At 61.9% G+C, this 16,532-nt stretch carries 14 protein-coding genes, 1 other RNA gene and 2 pseudogenes; 2 read left to right on the forward strand and 15 right to left on the reverse strand.

The genetic code is table 11. From position 1 onward, the window contains the following. From JCM21793_RS19030 to mraZ, 6 genes and pseudogenes are all read right to left on the reverse strand, one after another. Window positions 1-932, reverse strand: a 932-nt coding sequence (locus tag JCM21793_RS19030; RefSeq protein ID WP_025031379.1) for a UDP-N-acetylmuramoyl-tripeptide--D-alanyl-D-alanine ligase, incomplete at its 3' end; no start/stop codon positions are given. Next, entirely contained in the window at window positions 929-2,383 is a 1,455-nt protein-coding gene (locus tag JCM21793_RS19035) for a UDP-N-acetylmuramoyl-L-alanyl-D-glutamate--2,6-diaminopimelate ligase (protein ID WP_025031380.1), read from the reverse strand. The genes JCM21793_RS19030 and JCM21793_RS19035, both read right to left, overlap by 4 nt. 62 nt (window positions 2,384-2,445) lie before the next feature. Then, the gene (locus JCM21793_RS19040) at window positions 2,446-4,170 is read right to left on the reverse strand and encodes a peptidoglycan D,D-transpeptidase FtsI family protein (RefSeq protein WP_025031381.1); all 1,725 of its coding nucleotides are present in this window, start codon (window positions 4,168-4,170) and stop codon (window positions 2,446-2,448) included. Next, window positions 4,167-4,535 carry a cell division protein FtsL gene (gene ftsL / locus JCM21793_RS19045; RefSeq protein ID WP_007010425.1) on the reverse strand — a complete coding sequence of 123 codons (369 nt, stop codon included), beginning with the start codon at window positions 4,533-4,535 and terminating at the stop codon, window positions 4,167-4,169. The genes JCM21793_RS19040 and ftsL overlap by 4 nt, the downstream gene beginning before the upstream one ends. Before the next feature lie 8 nt (window positions 4,536-4,543). Continuing rightward, a pseudogene (rsmH, locus tag JCM21793_RS27035) lies at window positions 4,544-5,562 on the reverse strand (16S rRNA (cytosine(1402)-N(4))-methyltransferase RsmH). After that, complete coding sequence (gene mraZ / locus JCM21793_RS19055) at window positions 5,559-6,026, reverse strand: division/cell wall cluster transcriptional repressor MraZ (RefSeq protein WP_025031382.1); 468 nt, start codon at window positions 6,024-6,026, stop codon at window positions 5,559-5,561. The pseudogene rsmH and the gene mraZ overlap by 4 nt, the downstream one beginning before the upstream one ends. A 362-nt stretch (window positions 6,027-6,388) precedes the next feature. Between mraZ and JCM21793_RS19060 the strand changes: the two genes are divergently transcribed. Beyond that, window positions 6,389-7,498: a cystathionine gamma-lyase gene (locus JCM21793_RS19060; RefSeq protein WP_025031383.1), complete on the forward strand. Its 1,110-nt coding sequence runs from the start codon at window positions 6,389-6,391 to the stop codon at window positions 7,496-7,498. A 72-nt stretch (window positions 7,499-7,570) separates the two neighbouring features. On the opposite strand, the gene rnpB is transcribed toward JCM21793_RS19060, so the two are convergent. The 9 genes from rnpB to JCM21793_RS19100 all read right to left on the reverse strand — a co-directional run bounded on the left by rnpB (window position 7,571) and on the right by JCM21793_RS19100 (window position 14,494). Continuing rightward, window positions 7,571-8,012: RNase P RNA component class A (rnpB, locus tag JCM21793_RS28410), an RNA gene on the reverse strand. A gap of 80 nt (window positions 8,013-8,092) precedes the next feature. Beyond that, entirely contained in the window at window positions 8,093-8,818 is a 726-nt protein-coding gene (locus JCM21793_RS19065; RefSeq protein ID WP_007010421.1) for a lytic transglycosylase domain-containing protein, read from the reverse strand. A gap of 212 nt (window positions 8,819-9,030) precedes the next feature. Then, a complete protein-coding gene (locus JCM21793_RS19070) occupies window positions 9,031-9,771 on the reverse strand; it encodes an N-acetylmuramoyl-L-alanine amidase (RefSeq protein ID WP_036540917.1) in 741 nt (246 codons plus the stop codon). 23 nt (window positions 9,772-9,794) lie between these two features. Beyond that, entirely contained in the window at window positions 9,795-10,505 is a 711-nt protein-coding gene (locus JCM21793_RS19075; protein ID WP_025031385.1) for a J domain-containing protein, read from the reverse strand. A 131-nt stretch (window positions 10,506-10,636) separates the two neighbouring features. After that, window positions 10,637-10,822 (reverse strand): hypothetical protein, encoded by a 186-nt coding sequence (locus JCM21793_RS19080; protein ID WP_007010418.1) that lies wholly within the window; start codon window positions 10,820-10,822, stop codon window positions 10,637-10,639. 221 nt (window positions 10,823-11,043) lie between these two features. Next, window positions 11,044-11,565 (reverse strand): winged helix DNA-binding protein, encoded by a 522-nt coding sequence (locus JCM21793_RS19085; protein ID WP_244439884.1) that lies wholly within the window; start codon window positions 11,563-11,565, stop codon window positions 11,044-11,046. A gap of 2 nt (window positions 11,566-11,567) precedes the next feature. Then, the gene (locus tag JCM21793_RS19090) at window positions 11,568-12,872 is read right to left on the reverse strand and encodes a TRAP transporter large permease (protein WP_025031387.1); all 1,305 of its coding nucleotides are present in this window, start codon (window positions 12,870-12,872) and stop codon (window positions 11,568-11,570) included. Beyond that, on the reverse strand, window positions 12,872-13,423 hold the full coding sequence (locus JCM21793_RS19095) for a TRAP transporter small permease (RefSeq protein ID WP_025031388.1): 552 nt from the start codon (window positions 13,421-13,423) through the stop codon (window positions 12,872-12,874). Before JCM21793_RS19095 ends, JCM21793_RS19090 begins: the two co-directional genes overlap by 1 nt. A gap of 99 nt (window positions 13,424-13,522) precedes the next feature. Further along, window positions 13,523-14,494, reverse strand: coding sequence for a TRAP transporter substrate-binding protein (locus JCM21793_RS19100; protein ID WP_025031389.1), 972 nt, complete (start codon window positions 14,492-14,494; stop codon window positions 13,523-13,525). A gap of 160 nt (window positions 14,495-14,654) precedes the next feature. Here JCM21793_RS19100 and JCM21793_RS27040 point away from each other — a divergent pair. Continuing rightward, window positions 14,655-16,532: pseudogene (locus tag JCM21793_RS27040) on the forward strand (hydantoinase/oxoprolinase family protein); the annotation flags it as partial.

A 16,532-nucleotide genomic window follows, 5' to 3' on the forward strand; every position in this document is an offset into this window, starting at 1 on the left:
TTCCGCACATCGGCCTGCGCCAGATGCACCGCGCCCAGCGTCGCAAGCGCATTCTGAACCATGTGCCGTCCCGGCGCGCCCAGCCGCACTTCCGTCTCCTCGCCGTCGATCTTCACGGCAAAGGTGGAGGATTGCGCTCCGCATTCCGCATGCATCAGCCGGATATCCGCGCGCGCATTCTCGCCAAACCCGGCAATCGTCTTCACGCCGGCCTCTTCAGCAAGGGCCGAAAGCGTTTTCCAGCGTTTGTCATCGCGGTTGACGAGCGCCGCGCCGCCCTTCACCACGCCCTCGAAAATCTCGCCCTTGGCGCGGGCAATCTCTTCCACGCTCTTGAAGAAGCCCAGATGCGCCGCCGCCACGAGTGTCACCACGGCGATGTGCGGGCGCACCATCTTCACAAGCGGGCGGATTTCATCCGGGTGGTTCATGCCGATCTCGAAGATCGCGAAGTCGCAGTCGGCCGGCATGCGGGCGAGCGTCAGCGGCACGCCCCAGTGATTGTTGAAGGAACGGTCTGCCGCATGAACGCTGCCGCAGGCGGAAAAAGCCTGGCGCATCATGTTCTTGGTCGATGTCTTCCCGACTGATCCCGTCACCGCCACGATCTTGGCGCGGCTGCGCAGACGCGCGGCACGGCCAAGATCTTCCATGGCTTTCTGCACGTCCGGCACCACCACTTTCGGCACACCAAGCCGTCCCAGCGCCGGCAGCTTGCCCTCCGAGACCACCAGCACGGATGCGCCCGCCGCCATGGCAGCGGTGGCGAAATCGTGCCCGTCAAACCGCTCGCCCTGAATGGCAAAGAACGCGTCGCCCGGCTGGAGCGTCCGCGTGTCGATGGAAATCCCGGTGATCGCCGCTACAGGCTGCCCGAGCGGCCTGCCACCCGTCGCCTGCACCAGCGCTTCATGTGTCCACAGCGCGCTCATCCGCCACGCTCCGCGAGTGCAGCCCGCACTTCCTCGTGGTCGGAAAAATGATGCTTTTCGCCAGCGATCTCCTGCCCGGTCTCATGTCCTTTGCCGGCAACGATCAGCGTGTCGCCTTCCTCGAGCATGGCAACGGCTGAACGGATCGCCTCGTGCCGGTCGCCGATCTCGCGCGCTCCCGGAGCCGCAGCCATGATCGCCGCCCGGATCGCCTCCGGATCCTCCGAGCGCGGGTTGTCATCCGTCACGATCGCCACATCGGCCAGCCGGGATGCGATCTCGCCCATGATCGGGCGCTTGCCCGTATCCCGGTCGCCCCCACAGCCGAACACCACGATCACCCGTCCCGTCGTGAAGGGCCGCACCGATTGCAGCACATTTTCCAGCCCGTCGGGCTTGTGCGCATAGTCCACATAAACCTGTGCGCCATTCTTGGCCGTTCCAACAAGCTCCAGCCGGCCCGACGCGCCCCTGAGCGTCTCAAGCGCTGCAAACGCGGTCTCCGCTGCCGTCCCCGTGCTGATCGCCAGACCTGCGGCAACAAGCGCATTGGCCACCTGAAAATCACCTGCAAGCGGCAGGTCCACCTCGTAGATAACACCGCCGACATCCACCTCGGCCCGCTGGCGATGGCGCTCGTGCTCGACCCGCTTCAGCGTCAGGAACGCGCCCTTGCGACCCACCGTACGCACATCGAGACCCGCGGCCTTCGCCGCCGCCACTGTCGGGTCCGACCACGGATCGTCGGCAAAGATCACCGCCGGCGCGCCCTTGGGCAAAAGCGTATCGAACAGGCGCAGCTTCGCCTGATGATATTCCTCCACCGTCGGATGATAATCCATGTGGTCGCGCCCGAGATTGGTAAAGCCCCCGGCGGCAAGCCGCACACCATCGAGGCGGCGCTGGTCGAGCCCGTGGCTCGAAGCCTCCATCGAGGCGTGGCTCACGCCCTCTCCCGCCAGTTCATCGAGCAGGCGATGCAGCGCGATCGGATCGGGTGTCGTCAACTCGCCATATTCGTCCCGGCCCGGTGCCACCACACCCGTGGTGCCGATGCTCGCCGCCGGCAATCCGGCATGTTCCCATATCTGGCGTGTGAAGGAAGCGACCGAGGTCTTGCCGCTGGTCCCGGTGACCGCGACCATTGTCGCAGGCTGGCGCGGAAAAAGCCGCGCCGCACAGAGCGCAAGGGCACGCCGTGGGTCGTCCGTTTCAATGACAGGCACCCCGGGATCGGAAGAAAGCGCTCCGGGAGCGGCAATGACGGCGGTTGCCCCCTTGCGCGCAGCGTCGGCGGCAAAAGCGGCTCCATTGGCCTTTACGCCGGCCAGGGCAAAAAACAGGTCTCCTGCCTTCACCTTCCGCGAATCCGCCGAAATCCCCGAGACCTCCGCTTGCGCAGGCAACGATCCCTGTTGAGGAAGAATGTCCGCAAATTCACTGAACTTCATGAGGCCCCGGTACTTTCAGTTGCGTTTGTTCCCTCGGCACATGGCCGACTCAATGCGCCGACTCACTGCTGCGAAATCAGCAAAGCATCACTTTCTTGACCGAATTCAGGCTTGACGCCAAGCAGCGGCGCAGAACGGCGGATGATGTTGCGCACCATTGGTGCCGCGTTCAGACCGGCCGTTGCGCCGATCCCTTCCCGCTCGGGCTTCGGTTCGTCGATGAACACAAGCACCACATATTCGGGATCGTCGACCGGGAAACCTGCGATGAACGCGTTGAAGCGGACATTGTTGGAGTAGCGGCCGTTGACAACCTTCTCCGCAGTGCCGGTCTTGCCGCCGACATAATAGCCCTCGACCTCGGCGCGCCGGCCTGATCCCTTCTCGGAATTGAGTCGGAAGAGATAGCGCATCTGTGCGCTGGTCTTCGGCGAGATCACCTGCGTTGCGATCTCCGTCGCCTCCGCTTCGGAGCGCGGCAGGAAGGTTGGCGGAATGAGCCTGCCACCGTTCAGCATGGCCGCTGCCGCCACCGCCGTCTGGAGGGGTGTCGTGGCCATGCCATGACCATAGGAGATCGTCACGGAATTGATCTTCTTCCATTCCTTCGGCTCTGTCGGGAGAGCCACCTCGGGCAGTTCCGTCGACATCCGTCCAAGAAGGCCGATCTTTTTCAGAAACTCCCTGTGTCCTTCGATCCCCACCACGTCCGCCATCTTCGCCGTGCCGATGTTGGAGGAGTAGATGAAGATTTCGGGCACGCTCAGCACCCGGCGTTTGCCGTGGAAGTCGTTGATCGTGAAACCGCCAATGCGGATCGGCCGTGTCGCATCAAAACTGTCATTGATGCTGACCAGACCGGAATCGAGCCCCATGGCCGTCGTGAAGATCTTGAACGTCGAACCCATCTCGAACACACCGGCCGACATGCGGTTCAGGCTATCCTTGTCCAGCGCGTTGACCGGATTGTTCGGGTCATAGTCGGGCACGGATGCCATGCCCACCACTTCACCCGTATTGGCCTTCAGCACCACGGCACCGGCAGCAATTGCCTTGTAGCGGTCGAGTGCCTGCACGAGTTCGTCCCGGATGATGTGCTGCACACGCAGGTCGACCGAAAGCCTGACCGGCTCCAGGTGCCCTTCGACGGCAAGCCCCGTGGCCTGCAGGTCGGCCAGCCCCTGATCGTCAACGAATTTCTCGATGCCTGCGATGCCCTTGTTGTCGATGTTCACAAGGCCAAGGATATGCGAGGCGGTCGCCCCACCGGGATAGAAGCGGCGTTTTTCCGTGCGGAAACCGAGACCCGGCACGCCCAGCGCGAGAATGTCGGCCTGCTGGCGCGGCGAGAGCTGGCGGCGCAGCCACACAAAGCCCGCATCGCTGTCGAGCCTTCGATAGGTCTGCTGGTAATTGAGGTCGGGAAGAACAGTGGAAAGCTTCTCGATGGCTTCGTCGATATCCACGATACGTCGCGGCTCGGCAAAGAGCGACGCTGTCTTGATGTCGGTCGCAAGAACCTCACCGTTGCGGTCCACCAGGTCGGGGCGCGACGCGGTCACACGGGCTGCCGGCACGCTCGCCTCCGGCTCGTCCTGCATGGCGAGGTGAACCAGGCGGCCACCAAGCACTGCATAAATGCCGAATATGACGGCCATGGCCATTACTACCCGGTTCTGAGCCCGTCCGCCACGGGCCTTGCCGGCCCCGTCCATCACGATGGTTGCAGCGCCCCGGCGCACGACCGACGAAGCCGTGTCGTCCCTGTATCCGCTTGTGCTCGTCATGGCCGCACCGCCCCGGTTGTCGTCTCGTCAGGCACGCCCCCGGCGTCGGCCATACCGCCGACAAGTCCCTCGATGGTCAGAGGCTTCTCCGGAAGATCGGAAAATTCGGCGATCCGCGGCGCCTCAACGGGTTCAAGCCCCAGCTCATCCTTATAGGTCTCGGCCAGCCGCTGCAGCCGCGCAGGCTGCGTCAGCAGGCTCCAGTCCGCCCTGAGGATATCGATCGAATCTTCCTCAAGCTCGGCCTGGCGCTCGATCTTCTGCAGTTCCTCGTATTTGGCTTCGGCATCGTGCTTGGTCTTGTAGGTGAAGGCAGCCGCTGCCAGCATGACCGTGATCAGCACAATATCGCTCGTGCGAAACATTTTTGCCTCTACCTCTCACCAGCACGCGTCGGCCGCGGAAACCGCGAAAGACCGACAATCTCGAAATCAGCCTCCCCGACCGGCGCATCGGTGCGCCTCGCCAGGCGCAGCCGCGCGGAACGCGCCCGCGGGTTCTGCTCCGTCTCCCCGCGCGATGGAGCCACAGGCTTGACCGGCTTCTCGAAAGTCGGAGCCGCGCCATGCACCTCTGGCAGATGGCGCGATCCGCCCTGTCCGCCGGCACGCTCCACCATGAAACGCTTGACGATCCGGTCTTCAAGCGAGTGGAACGTCACCACCACCAGCCGGCCGCCTGGTTTTAGAACGCGTTCGGCTGCAAAGAGCGCACGCGCCAGTTCGCCGAGCTCGTCATTGACGAAAATGCGCAGCCCCTGAAAAACGCGCGTCGCGGGATGGATTTTCTCCTGCGGACGCCGGCCGACGATCTTCTCGACCGCACTGGCAAGGTCCAGCGTCGTCTCGAACGGCTTTTCAGCCCTCGCCCGTTCCAGTCCACGCGCAATGCGGCCCGCCTGACGCTCCTCGCCGAGAATGCCGAAGATACGGGCAAGGTCGCCCGCTTTCATTGTATTGACCACATCGGCAGCACTCAGGCCCGAGCGCTCCATGCGCATGTCGAGCGGTCCATCCTTCTGGAAGGAGAAACCGCGCACGGCCTGATCGATCTGCATGGAGGAAACGCCGATATCGAGCACCACGCCATCGACCTGATCGTCGACAACATCGTCGAGCCTGGAAAAGCGGTTTTCCACCAGCTGCAGGCGCCCGTCCCACGTCTTCACCAGCGCCTGACCTGCCTCGATGGCGGTCGGGTCGCGGTCGATGGCCGTGACCGAGGCACCCTCTTCAAGGAGGGCCGTCGTGTAGCCGCCGGCGCCGAACGTGCCGTCAATGAAATGCTGGCCGTCGAGAGGCTGTAGCGCTCGAGAACTTCGCGCAAAAGAACCGGAATGTGGCGGGCCAGTCCGCCACCGGCCGGGCTTTCGCCGCCGGGGCCCGCCATCATTCCGACTGTCCGGCAGTTCGGCTCGAAGTGGCCGCTTGCCGAAGTTTCAGAAGCCGTTCGCGCACCGCCTGCCCGTGAGCCTTCAGCCGCTCCGGCTCCCATATCTGAAAGAAATGCCCACGACCAACGAAGGCCACATCCTTCGTGATGCCTGTATGCTCGCGAATGAAATCCGTCACCGTGATGCGCCCGTCTTGATCGAGTTTCAGAAAGGCGCCGTCGCCATGCACGAAAAAGGACATGTCGTCCGCAGTCTGCAGAAATGGGTCTTCCTGCGCGATCCGCTCCTCGTAGCGGTCGAGCAGATCGAGACCGCCCACATCCATCGCCGGGATGTCGAGCGCGCGAAGCGCATAGAGCTCGGTGAAACCACGCTTTTGAACGACGGAGCGAAAGTGCGCCGGCACCGAGACCCGACCCTTGGAGTCGATCTTGTTTACTGCATTCGACAGAAACCGGTCCATGACGCGTTGCGGCCAAAAGGCCCATGCCCCTCTGCATCTCTTCAGCCGCTTTCAGATGCGGCTCTCCGAACACTTGCCCGCCCCCCTGCAAGGGTGAATCCCAACTGCCACGCCGCCCTGCCAAAGAGGCCGACATGAGAGGAACCCGTACTCCAACTGCAACGAAACGCTGATTTGTTATATGGGGTACCATGGGCCAATATGGGCGTCAACGGGATTAAGCTTCACAAATGCCGCAATGACAGGCGTTCTGGACATGCATCGGGCCATGGTCATTTATCGTGCATTAAGGCTAACAAAAGGTTAGGAAGAGCTTCGTGCCGTCCGGCCCGCACCCACTCGACATGACCGCGAGGAGCCCAATGTCCGACAGCCAGAACGCCCGTGCTGCAAGCCTCTCACACCTTCATTCGGGCAGCCTTGCCAAAGGCGATCCGCTCTCCACGCCCATCGTCATGAGCTCGGTGTTTCATCTGCCGGGCGACCCTGCAGGCGCACGTCAATATGGCCGTTTCGACAATCCCACCTGGGAAGTGGTGGAGGCAGCACTCGCCCATCTGGAAGATGCCGACGCCATCGCCTTCCCCTCCGGCATGGCCGCGATCTCGTCGGTTTTTCTGGCCCTGCTTTCAGGCGGCGACCGGGTGCTTCTGCCCTCGGATGGCTACTACACGCCCCGCGTCCTTTTGGAAAAGCACCTGATCCGGCTTGGCATACGCTACGACACCCGACCGACCGCGTCGTTTCTCGAAGGCGGGTTTGCCGGATATCGCATGGTGCTCGTCGAAACCCCTTCCAACCCGGGGCTTGATGTCTGCGACATCAGGGCGGTGGCAGAAGCCGCCCATGCTGCGGGCGCAATCGTCGTCGCCGACAACACGACCATGACACCCTATGGCCAGCGCCCGCTGGATCTGGGCGTCGACATCGTGCTTGCCGCCGACACCAAGGCGCCCAACGGGCATTCGGACGTGCTTTTCGGCCACGTCGCAAGCCGCAATGGGGAGATGATTGAAACCATCCGCGAATGGCGCAAACTGGCCGGCGTCATCCCCGGCCCGTTCGAAGCATGGCTGGTCCTGCGCGGCCTCGAAACACTCGAACTGCGCTTCGACCGCATGTGCACTTCCGCCGAAATCATTGCAGCACGCCTTGCAGACCATCCGGCGATCCGGTCGGTGCGCTATCCCGGCCTTGCGGGCGATCCATCGCATGCACTCTCCAAAACGCAGATGCTGCGCTTCGGTTCGCTCATCGGGCTGACGCTGGGTTCGGAAGAAAAGGCCGAAGCCTTCATCGACACCTGCCCGCTCATCGAGGCGACAACCTCTTTCGGCGGCGTCCACACATCCGCCGAACGGCGTGCGCGATGGGGTGACGATGTGGCAGAAGGGTTCGTTCGTCTCTCGGTCGGATGCGAGCCGACTGAGACACTCTGGCAGGCAATCGACGCCGCATTGAAAACGGCGTAAAACTGCCCGGAATTTCCGGAAACGAGGCCGGAATCCCTCGAATTCCAGAAAAATCGGCAAATTCCGGAAAAGTGTGCCAGCCGGTCTATAAGCCGGGTTTTGTATGGCCGCACCGCCCGAAAGCGATGCAACGTGACGGCCATTCCTCTGGGACCGATGTTGCCATCGGCCTCAAGCAACCTACCCGAACGGCTGGACCGGAAAACGCCCTGAGGGTGACCCCTCACGCCGTTCCTATTCGGTTTTGCTCCCGGTGGGGTTTACCATGCCGTCTTCGTTACCGTCGACGCGGTGGGCTCTTACCCCACCCTTTCACCCTGACCCCGCCAGTATTTCGGTTCCCGGCAAGAGCCTGAAAAAGAACCGAAAAACAGGCGGGGCGGTCTGCTTTCTGTGGCACTGTCCCTGGGGTTGCCCCCGCCGGATGTTATCCGGCACCGTTTTTCCGTGGAGCCCGGACTTTCCTCGCAAACAGCCTTTCGGCTCCCGTTCGCGCGGCCGTCCGACCGGCTGGCAGGACGTATAAAGGGTTTCGCACGGCAAAACGCAACTCAAAACAGACACGTTTGCGCACGAAACCCCTCATTCCCGAACTTAACGCCCGAGAATCCGCTTCACTTTCGTGCAATAGCGCGAGGAAATCGGGTTCATGCGCTTCGCGCCGTGACCCGCATTGTATTTGAGAATCGTGCCGCAGGTCGTGCCGCCACCCAGCTTGTGCGCCTTGGCGAGGTACTTCATGCCGTACTTGATGTTGGTATCGGGATTGTAGAGGCCCTTGGCCGAGCCGCGATAGCCCATCATCCGCGCCGTTGCGGGCTTGATCTGCATAAGACCGATCTCGCCCGCCGCGCCACGTGCATTCGCACGGTAGTTGCTTTCAACCCGGACAACGGCGTTGGCCAGCGAAACCGGGACGCCATAGGCAGAAGCGTATTGGGCAATGATCGTCTGGTAGGAACCGCCCTTGGCGCTCTTGCTGCCCTTGGAGCTCTTGCCGCTGGTGCGCACGGTGGTTTTAACCGTGGTCTTCTTCTTGCTGGACTTCGCTGTGACCTTCTTTTCCGCCCTGGCCGGTTTCGCCGGCTTTATCGAGGCGGTGGTGGTCATGTCCACTTCGCTTGCCTGGGAACCTTTTCCACCACGGATGATTGTACGAAGCAGATTGGGCGCGGCTTCACCCTTTTCCGCTTTCTCGGCACTCTTCTTGGCAGAGTGGGCCGCGATCACCTGTCCATAATTGGTCTTTTCGCCACCATGGGACAAAGACGTTGCAGCGCCGACAGCGATCGCTGCCGCGAGTAAGGTTTTGATTTTCATTTCGACCCGTAAATCTGTGCCGCAGCATCCGTGCGCGGCAGGTTTTGTCTTTAACGAAGCCGGGATCAATGTCCCACGGCCTCAACACGGGTCGGTGTTTTGCAGGCGAAGGGGAAACAAAAAAGGCGCTTCAATTCAAATAATATGAATCGATGAAATTTTGCGCCAGTCTTGGGAGTGAGTGATCGTCAGGGAGAAGAATCAATCACAAATTAATTATACAACAATTTGCGCAAAATCTCGCATGTTGTCACATCAGCCAGGCCACAAACCTCTAAAGGCCTGAAATGCCTTTGAAATTCCCGGACGATCGTTTGCGTTTGCCTGTCATATGTTCCGGTTGTGGCAATCCCGTATCCGTAGCGCTGAAGCAGTCTCTGGAGGGCCAGAACGGCCGGTCCGCTGCCGTCGGGACCGAGAACACGCCCTCCCGGGATGGGCGCAATTGCGACAAAATGGCCAAGACCAGCCGCCGCCAACCGCTGCCAGGGAAACTTTTCTCCCGGGTCGATCTTGCGACCGGGCGCAATGTCGGAATGGGCAAGAACCCGTTTTGCCAGGATTCCGTGACGCCGGCAGATGTCCAGGCCAAGCTTGAGAACGGCCTTGATCTGCACCTCGGGAAAGTCCGGCAGGTTCTGCGGATGCCCCGCATTCGCGATCTCGACACCGATGGACCAGGAGTTCACATCGTCACGCCCCCGCCATGATCCCCGCCCCGCATGCCAGGCCCGGTCCGCCTCCCGCACCATCTGCACGATGCGCCCGTCTTCATGGACGAGATAGTGGCTTGAAACCTCGCTTTCGGCTGCGCAAAGCCAGTCCTGCGCACTCTCGCCGGTTTCCATGCCGGTATAGTGGAGAATGAGCGCATCAGGCTTTTGTCCGTCCCGCCGTACGCCGAAATTCGGAGAGGGACAAACCTCCGCCCCGCTGAAATCCGGCTCGAACATCGCCGCTGCGCAGACGGTCGCACTCACGCACGCACCTGCGCTTTCTCGATGCTCTCATAGGCCGCGTTGATCGCCGCAAGACGCGTATTTGCGATGGCCAGGAACTCTTCCGGAACCCCGCGCGCAATGAGCTTGTCGGGATGGTTCTCGGCAACAAGCCGGCGATACCGGCGCTTGATCTCGTCGAATGGCGCTCCCTGTTCGACACCGAGAACCAGATAAGGGTTGCCATCTCCGGTGATCGCATGACGAGACAGCATCTGCTCGAAATGGTCGTCGCCAATATCGAATATCTCTGCAACACGTTGCAGAAATTCCGTTTCACGCTCGTGGATCACGCCATCTGCCTTGGCGATATGGAACAGCGCGTCGAGAATATCCTCGAGCACCATGCAGTTCGGTCCGCCATAGCCGCACAGATTGGCCATCTGGTGCGCATAGGCCTCGAAACCCGCCACATCCTGCTGTGCGAGATTGTAGAGCCGCGAGACATTGGCCTGCTCGTTGCGCGGAACGGAAAAAACTTCGTGGAAGGCCCTGACCTCGTCCTGTGTCACGACACCATCGGCCTTCGCCATCTTGGCCGACAGGGCGATGATGGCGATGGAAAAGGCAACGCGCCGGCGCAGTTGCGGGTCGCCTTCGAATACGGTGCGAATGGCCTCGACCATTGCTGACAGCGCACTGCCGGGCGCGCGCGTGATAAAGTCTGTTATACGATCCCAAAACGTCATGCCGGTTTTGTAACCGCAAACGCCCGGGATTTCGAGGCGCAGTTTGGCGCAAGCGGAGCCGGATGGGATTTTCATCCCATCCGGCTGTTTTCTCTTCAGGCACTCATTACGCGACCTGAATGGACGACGCCTTACTGGCTGGTCGTGCCCTGATCCTGCATCGGGTCAGCTTCGGGTGCAGCAGCCGGCGGATCCATCGGGGTTGCATCCTGCTGTTCGGGCTCGATGCTCTGGGTGGTCGTGTTGTCGCCTTCACTACAGGCTGCAAGTCCAAGAAGGGCGAGGCCCGAAACGGTGGCGGCTAGAAACTTTTTCATGTCGACTCTCCATACAAAGCGCATCTTGGATCGCCGTGCGTCCATCCGGACGCACAAAGGACGATCCAAACCATGGATAGAGCATCGGAATCACCCGAAAACCGGATTCCACTTTTCGGTCCGATGCTCCAAGAGCGCGACACCACGCGCTCACACCAAAGAAATGCGCGGACGCGTCTGGAGTTTCGTAACGTTGAATGACCGTTCGTAACGATGCGGGATCAAAGGCTGGTCGCGCTGCGTGCCGCCTGATCATATTGCCCGGAAAGGGCGTGCATCACCGCAGCGATGCCGGAAAGCGCTTCCTCGTCGAGCTTGAGGCGCTTGGTGCTGGCAACGAGCAGCGCTTCACGAACCTCATGATAGCGCTCGCAGGCGGCGGCCCCTTCCGCAGTCGCCTTCACCGTCTTTTCCTTGCCCCTGCGCCCGGTCTTGACCAGACCGAGCGCGGTCAGCTTCTTGATGGCGTAGGACGCGACGTGAACGTCTTCGATGTTGAACATCATGCACAGCTCCGAAAGCGTCTTCTCCCGGTTCCTGTGATTGACGGCATGCAGGATCTGCACGGCGGTGGGCTGCAGCCCCGGCACACCTGCCGCTGCCATGCAGCGCACCATCCAGCGCTCGAAGGAATGGCTCATCACAGTCATCGCAAACTCGATCTCCGACAGCGCCGGCATGGCGCCAGCGGCCAGATGAGCGGCGGAGACGACCGGTCCGACTTTCCTTTCGGCGTTCGACATCATTACCTCGCGAGCATGGTTTGCGGCAGCCAAAGCGCCAGTTGCGGGAACAGGACGATCAACGCCACGGCGACGATCATCATGAGGAAGAACGGCAGGGTCATGCCGGCGACCTTGAGAATGTTGTGACCGGTAAGCCCCTGAATGACGAACAGGTTGAAGCCGACCGGCGGCGTGATCTGACTCATCTCGACCACGAGCACGAGATAGATGCCGAACCAGATGATGTCGAGCCCCGCAGCCTCCACCATGGGCAGAATGACCGATGCGGTAAGCACGACGATGGAAATGCCGTCGAGAAAACAGCCCAGCACGACGAAGAAAAGGGTCAGCACAGCCAGAAGCGCATAGGGCGAGTAGCCCTGCTCGGCGATGAACTGCGCCAGCGCACGGGGAATGCCCGTATAGCCCATGGCCACGGTCAGAACGGACGCACCGGCGAGGATGAGCACGATCATGCAGGAAGTGCGCGAGGCGTTGCGCAGCGCAGCGAAAAAGGTCGAGCGACTTAACGTGCCGGTGAACCATGACAGGGCCAGTGAGAGGACCACACCGACAACGGCGGCCTCGGTGGGCGAAGCAAAGCCGCCATAGATCGAACCGATGACACCGATGATGAGCGCCAGGATCGGGAACAGGCGACGCGTCTGCCAGATGCGCTGAAGATAGGGAATGCGCGGATCAGCCTCGGGCATGCGCTTGTGATTGATCATCGACCACACGGCCGTGTAGCCCATGAAGAGCGCCGCCAGCATGATGCCGGGAACGACGCCGGCGATGAACAGACGGGCGATGGACTGCTCGGTGGCCGCACCGTAGACGATCAGAATGATCGACGGCGGGATGAGCAGGCCGAGCGTGCCGGAACCGGCAAGCGAGCCGATGGCCATGCGCTCGTCATAGCCGCGCTTTCTGAGCTCGGGCAGAGACATGCGGCCGATGGTTGCCGTGGTGGCGGCGGACGAGCCGGACACGGCGGCAAAGATGGCGCAGCCCAGAATGTTGACGTGCAGGAGCCGGCCCGGCAGACGCCGCATCCAGGGTGCCAGACCGGCGAACATGTCTTCGGCCAGCCGCGTGCGAAACAGGATTTCCCCCATCCAGATGAACATGGGGAGCGCTGCAAGATCCCACGAATTGATGGAGCCCCACACGGTGGTGGCCATCACCGCGCCGGGCGGCACCGGAACCATGAGATAGATGGCCGCAAGACCGGCCACCATGAGCGCCAGCGCAACCCAGAGGCCGGCGGCAAGCAGGACGAGCATCAGCCCGCCGAGCGTGAGGGAAATGGTCAGAAGGTCCATCACACTTCCTCCGCCGCGCCATCTTCGGTGGCGAGATAGGATGGAGACCGGCCCGTGAGCGCGGCGAACAGATCATCCACCAGCGCCAAGGCGAAGATGCCGATCCCGAGAGCCATGACCGCCTGCGGTATCCAGAGCGGGATTGCGATGATGCCGTAGGACAATTCGTTGAAACGGTGACTGTCGAGGGCGAGCTTTGCCGCATAATAGAAGAAGAAGCCCGCCAGCGCCGCTCCGACCAGGAGCACGAACACCTCGGCCATCCGGCGCATGCCATCGGGCATGGCGGCGAGCCCCAGCGTCACGCGTATCTGCGCACCGCCGCGCAGGGAGCCGGCAAGCGCCATGAAAGAGGCTCCGACCAGCAGGAAGCCCGCGATCTCCGCCAACGACGGCACAAGAAAGCCAAAGGGTGGCAGGCCGAAAAGCCCAAGCAGGCTGTCCACCACGCGCCCCATGACCTGGGCGAACACCAGAACTGCGATCACGCAGAGGGCGGCCATGGCCAGCCATTCGGCTGCACCATAGAGCCCATTCATCAGTTTTCTCATTGTCGTCGTCTCCGCTCCGACGGTCTCATTGTGGTCGCACATGGCGACCGATCTGCAGGCGGCTGGAGAACCGGTCGCGTGCAGCGCCTGTCAAAGCGGTCAGTTTTGGTAGGCTTCGAGGATGGCCTTGCCTTCGTCGCCGGCCTTTTCAGCCCATTCGGCGGACATTTCCGCACCGATGGCGGCAAGCCCTTCCTTCAGCTCGGCGCTGGGCGCAGTCACGGTGATGCCGTTGTCTTTCAGGACCTGGGTCTTTTCCATCGTCTCCTTGACGGAAGCCTCCCAGCCACGCGTCTCGGCCGTGGCCGCAGCCTCAAGCACCGCTGCCTGCTGATCTGCCGCCAGTGCATCGAACGCGGCCTTGTTTATAAAGACCATGTTGCGCGGCAGCCAGGCCTGGGCGTCGGAGTAATGAGAGAGGAAGTCCCAGACCTTGGAATTCGCACCGGTGGACGGCGACGTCACCATGGCTTCGACGCGACCGGTGGCAAAGGCGGTCGGCAGATCCGGTACCTCAACCTGCGTCGGAAGCGAGCCCGCAAGTTGCGCCAGACGCTCGGTAGCGGCATTGTAGGCGCGCATCTTCAGCCCCTTGAGGTCGTCGACCGAGGAGATGTCCTTCTGGGTATAGATACCCTGCGGCGGCCAGGGCACAGAGAATAGCAACTGAAGCCCCTGCTCCTGAAGCTTTGCGGCAAGCTGGTCCTTCGACGCGTCATAGAGTTTCTTCGCGTCGTCATAGCTGGTGGCCAGGAATGGGATCGAATCCACTTCATAGATCGGGTCTTCGTTTGAAAGACGCGAGCCAAGGATTTCGCCGATCTGGGCAAGCCCCTGCCGCACGGCATTCTTGATGTCGGGATGCTTGAAGAGCGATCCGTTGGAGTGAACGGTAATCTCCAGCCCGCCATCGGTGGCTGATTTCACATCCTCGGCGAACTGGACGATGTTCTGCGTGTGGAAATTGGTGTCGCCATAGGGCACCGGCATGTCCCACTTGGTCTGGGCAGATGCCGATGTCACAAAGCCGAGCGCGGCTGCGGCCAGAACGAATTTCACGGAATGATGCATGTTCAGATCTCCCATTTTGTGAAGCAACGGAGGTGTTTCCTCACCCTTCTCGTTGCAATAAGGACAGCGTGGCACATTCAGACAATATGTCAATAAATTATTGACGTTTTATCCGAGACATGGTTCTCCTTTTGCCAAGGATAATGCGAAGGAAGCGATGATGACAGAAGGCAAATGGGATTTTTGGATCGACCGCGGCGGCACGTTCACCGACGTTATCGGCCGCGCCCCCGATGGCGGACTCTTTGCCCGCAAGCTGCTTTCTGAAAATCCCGAAGCCTACGCCGATGCCGGCATCCAGGGCATTCGCGATCACCTCGGCGTCAAGAAGGGCGAAGCCATGCCTTCGCATCTGATCGGCGACGTGAAGATGGGCACGACCGTTGCCACCAATGCGCTTCTGGAGCGCAAGGGCGACCGCGTGGCGCTGGTCATCACCAAAGGCTTCCGCGACGCGCTCAAGATCGCCTATCAGGCGCGGCCCGACATCTTCGCCAAAGAGATCATCCTGCCCGAACAGCTCTATGAACGCGTGATCGAGGTGCCGGAGCGCCGCCGTGTCGACGGCACGGTGGAGACGGAACTTGACCTCGACGCCGTGAAGGGCGAGATCGAGGCGGCGAAGGCCGATGGCATCGATGCGGTCGCCATCGTCTTCATGCATGCGTGGAAATATCCCGAGCATGAGAAAGCGGCGGCAAGTCTTTGCCGCGATTCCGGTTTTTCGCAGGTTTCGGTCAGCCACGAGACCTCGCCGCTGATCAAGCTGGTGGGTCGTGGCGACACCACGGTGGTAGACGCTTATCTCTCGCCAATCCTGTCGCGCTATGTGAGCCGCGTGGCGGCGGAACTGGGCGTCAACGAGAACGGCGAAGGCCCGGGCCTCAAATTCATGATGTCGTCGGGCGGCCTGACGGCGGCCGACAAGTTCCAGGGCAAGGACGCGATCCTCTCCGGCCCCGCCGGCGGTGTGGTCGGCATGGTCGAGACGGCGCGGCTTGCCGGCTTCGACAAGGTGATCGGCTTCGACATGGGCGGCACCTCCACGGACGTGGCCCATTGTGACGGCGACTATGAACGCGCCTTCGACACGGAAGTGGCGGGCGTGCGCATTCGCGCGCCGATGATGCGCATTCACACCGTGGCCGCCGGCGGCGGCTCGATCCTGCATTATGAAGACAATCGCCTGAAGGCGGGTCCGGATTCGGCCGGCGCAAACCCCGGCCCTGCATGCTATCGCCGTGGCGGGCCGCTGGCCGTGACCGATGCGAATGTGATGCTGGGCAAGTTGCAGCCGGACTTCTTCCCGGCCATTTTCGGCCCCGAGCAGAACGAGCCGCTCGATGTGGACGCCGTGCGCGCCCGCTTCACCGAGCTCGCCAACGAGATTGGCGACGGACGCCCGGCGGAAGCGTGGCGGAAGGCTTCATCACCATTGCCGTGGAAAACATGGCGAACGCGGTGAAGAAGATTTCCGTGCAGCGCGGCTATGACGTGACCGGCTATCTGCTGAACTGTTTCGGCGGCGCGGGCGGCCAGCACGCCTGCCTCGTGGCCGACGCGCTCGGCATGGAAGCGGTGCTGATCCACCCGATGTCGGGCCTGCTCTCGGCCTATGGCATCGGGCTTGCGACCGTCTTCGCCTCGCGCCAGCAGGCGCTTCTGAAGCCCTTTGCGGAAAGTTCGCTGGATGCCATCGACACGCTTTCGGCATCGCTGCGCGAAGAGGTGCGCGCGGAGCTGGCCGATCAGGCATCACCGGCGACAAGGTGGTCTGGGCGACCAAGCTGGAAATCCGCTACGAGGGCACCGACACGACGCTGCCCATCGCCTTCGACGGCACGCTTGAGACCGCCAAAGCCGCCTTCGAGGCAGCGCACAAGGCGCAGTTCGGCTTCGTCTATGACGACAAGCCGATGGTGGTGGAAGCCGTCAGCGTCGAAGGACTGGACGCCGGCGACGGCCGCCCGGTCGAGCAGGAGCAGGCAACCAGCGACGCCACGCCCGCTCCCGGCGAGACGCGCGCGATCTTCTGCGA

The organism is Nitratireductor aquibiodomus NL21 = JCM 21793, assembly GCF_000615975.1.
In the GTDB taxonomy this organism is placed as follows: Bacteria; Pseudomonadota; Alphaproteobacteria; order Rhizobiales; family Rhizobiaceae; genus Nitratireductor; species Nitratireductor aquibiodomus.

Bases quoted from the DNA above. Each gene is read 5' to 3' on its own strand.
- mraZ (WP_025031382.1), bottom strand. From the start codon at position 6,026: ATGGACCGGTTTCTGTCGAATGCAGTAAACAAGATCGACTCCAAGGGT.
- JCM21793_RS19035 (WP_025031380.1), bottom strand. From the start codon at position 2,383: ATGAAGTTCAGTGAATTTGCGGACATTCTTCCTCAACAGGGATCGTTG.
- JCM21793_RS19040 (WP_025031381.1), bottom strand. From the start codon at position 4,170: ATGACGAGCACAAGCGGATACAGGGACGACACGGCTTCGTCGGTCGTG.
- JCM21793_RS19100 (WP_025031389.1), bottom strand. From the start codon at position 14,494: ATGCATCATTCCGTGAAATTCGTTCTGGCCGCAGCCGCGCTCGGCTTT.
- JCM21793_RS19070 (WP_036540917.1), bottom strand. From the start codon at position 9,771: ATGTTCGAGCCGGATTTCAGCGGGGCGGAGGTTTGTCCCTCTCCGAAT.
- JCM21793_RS19065 (WP_007010421.1), bottom strand. From the start codon at position 8,818: ATGAAAATCAAAACCTTACTCGCGGCAGCGATCGCTGTCGGCGCTGCA.
- JCM21793_RS19085 (WP_244439884.1), bottom strand. From the start codon at position 11,565: ATGTCGAACGCCGAAAGGAAAGTCGGACCGGTCGTCTCCGCCGCTCAT.
- JCM21793_RS19090 (WP_025031387.1), bottom strand. From the start codon at position 12,872: ATGGACCTTCTGACCATTTCCCTCACGCTCGGCGGGCTGATGCTCGTC.
- JCM21793_RS19075 (WP_025031385.1), bottom strand. From the start codon at position 10,505: ATGACGTTTTGGGATCGTATAACAGACTTTATCACGCGCGCGCCCGGC.
- JCM21793_RS19060 (WP_025031383.1), top strand. From the start codon at position 6,389: ATGTCCGACAGCCAGAACGCCCGTGCTGCAAGCCTCTCACACCTTCAT.
- JCM21793_RS19080 (WP_007010418.1), bottom strand. From the start codon at position 10,822: ATGAAAAAGTTTCTAGCCGCCACCGTTTCGGGCCTCGCCCTTCTTGGA.
- ftsL (WP_007010425.1), bottom strand. From the start codon at position 4,535: ATGTTTCGCACGAGCGATATTGTGCTGATCACGGTCATGCTGGCAGCG.
- JCM21793_RS19095 (WP_025031388.1), bottom strand. From the start codon at position 13,423: ATGAGAAAACTGATGAATGGGCTCTATGGTGCAGCCGAATGGCTGGCC.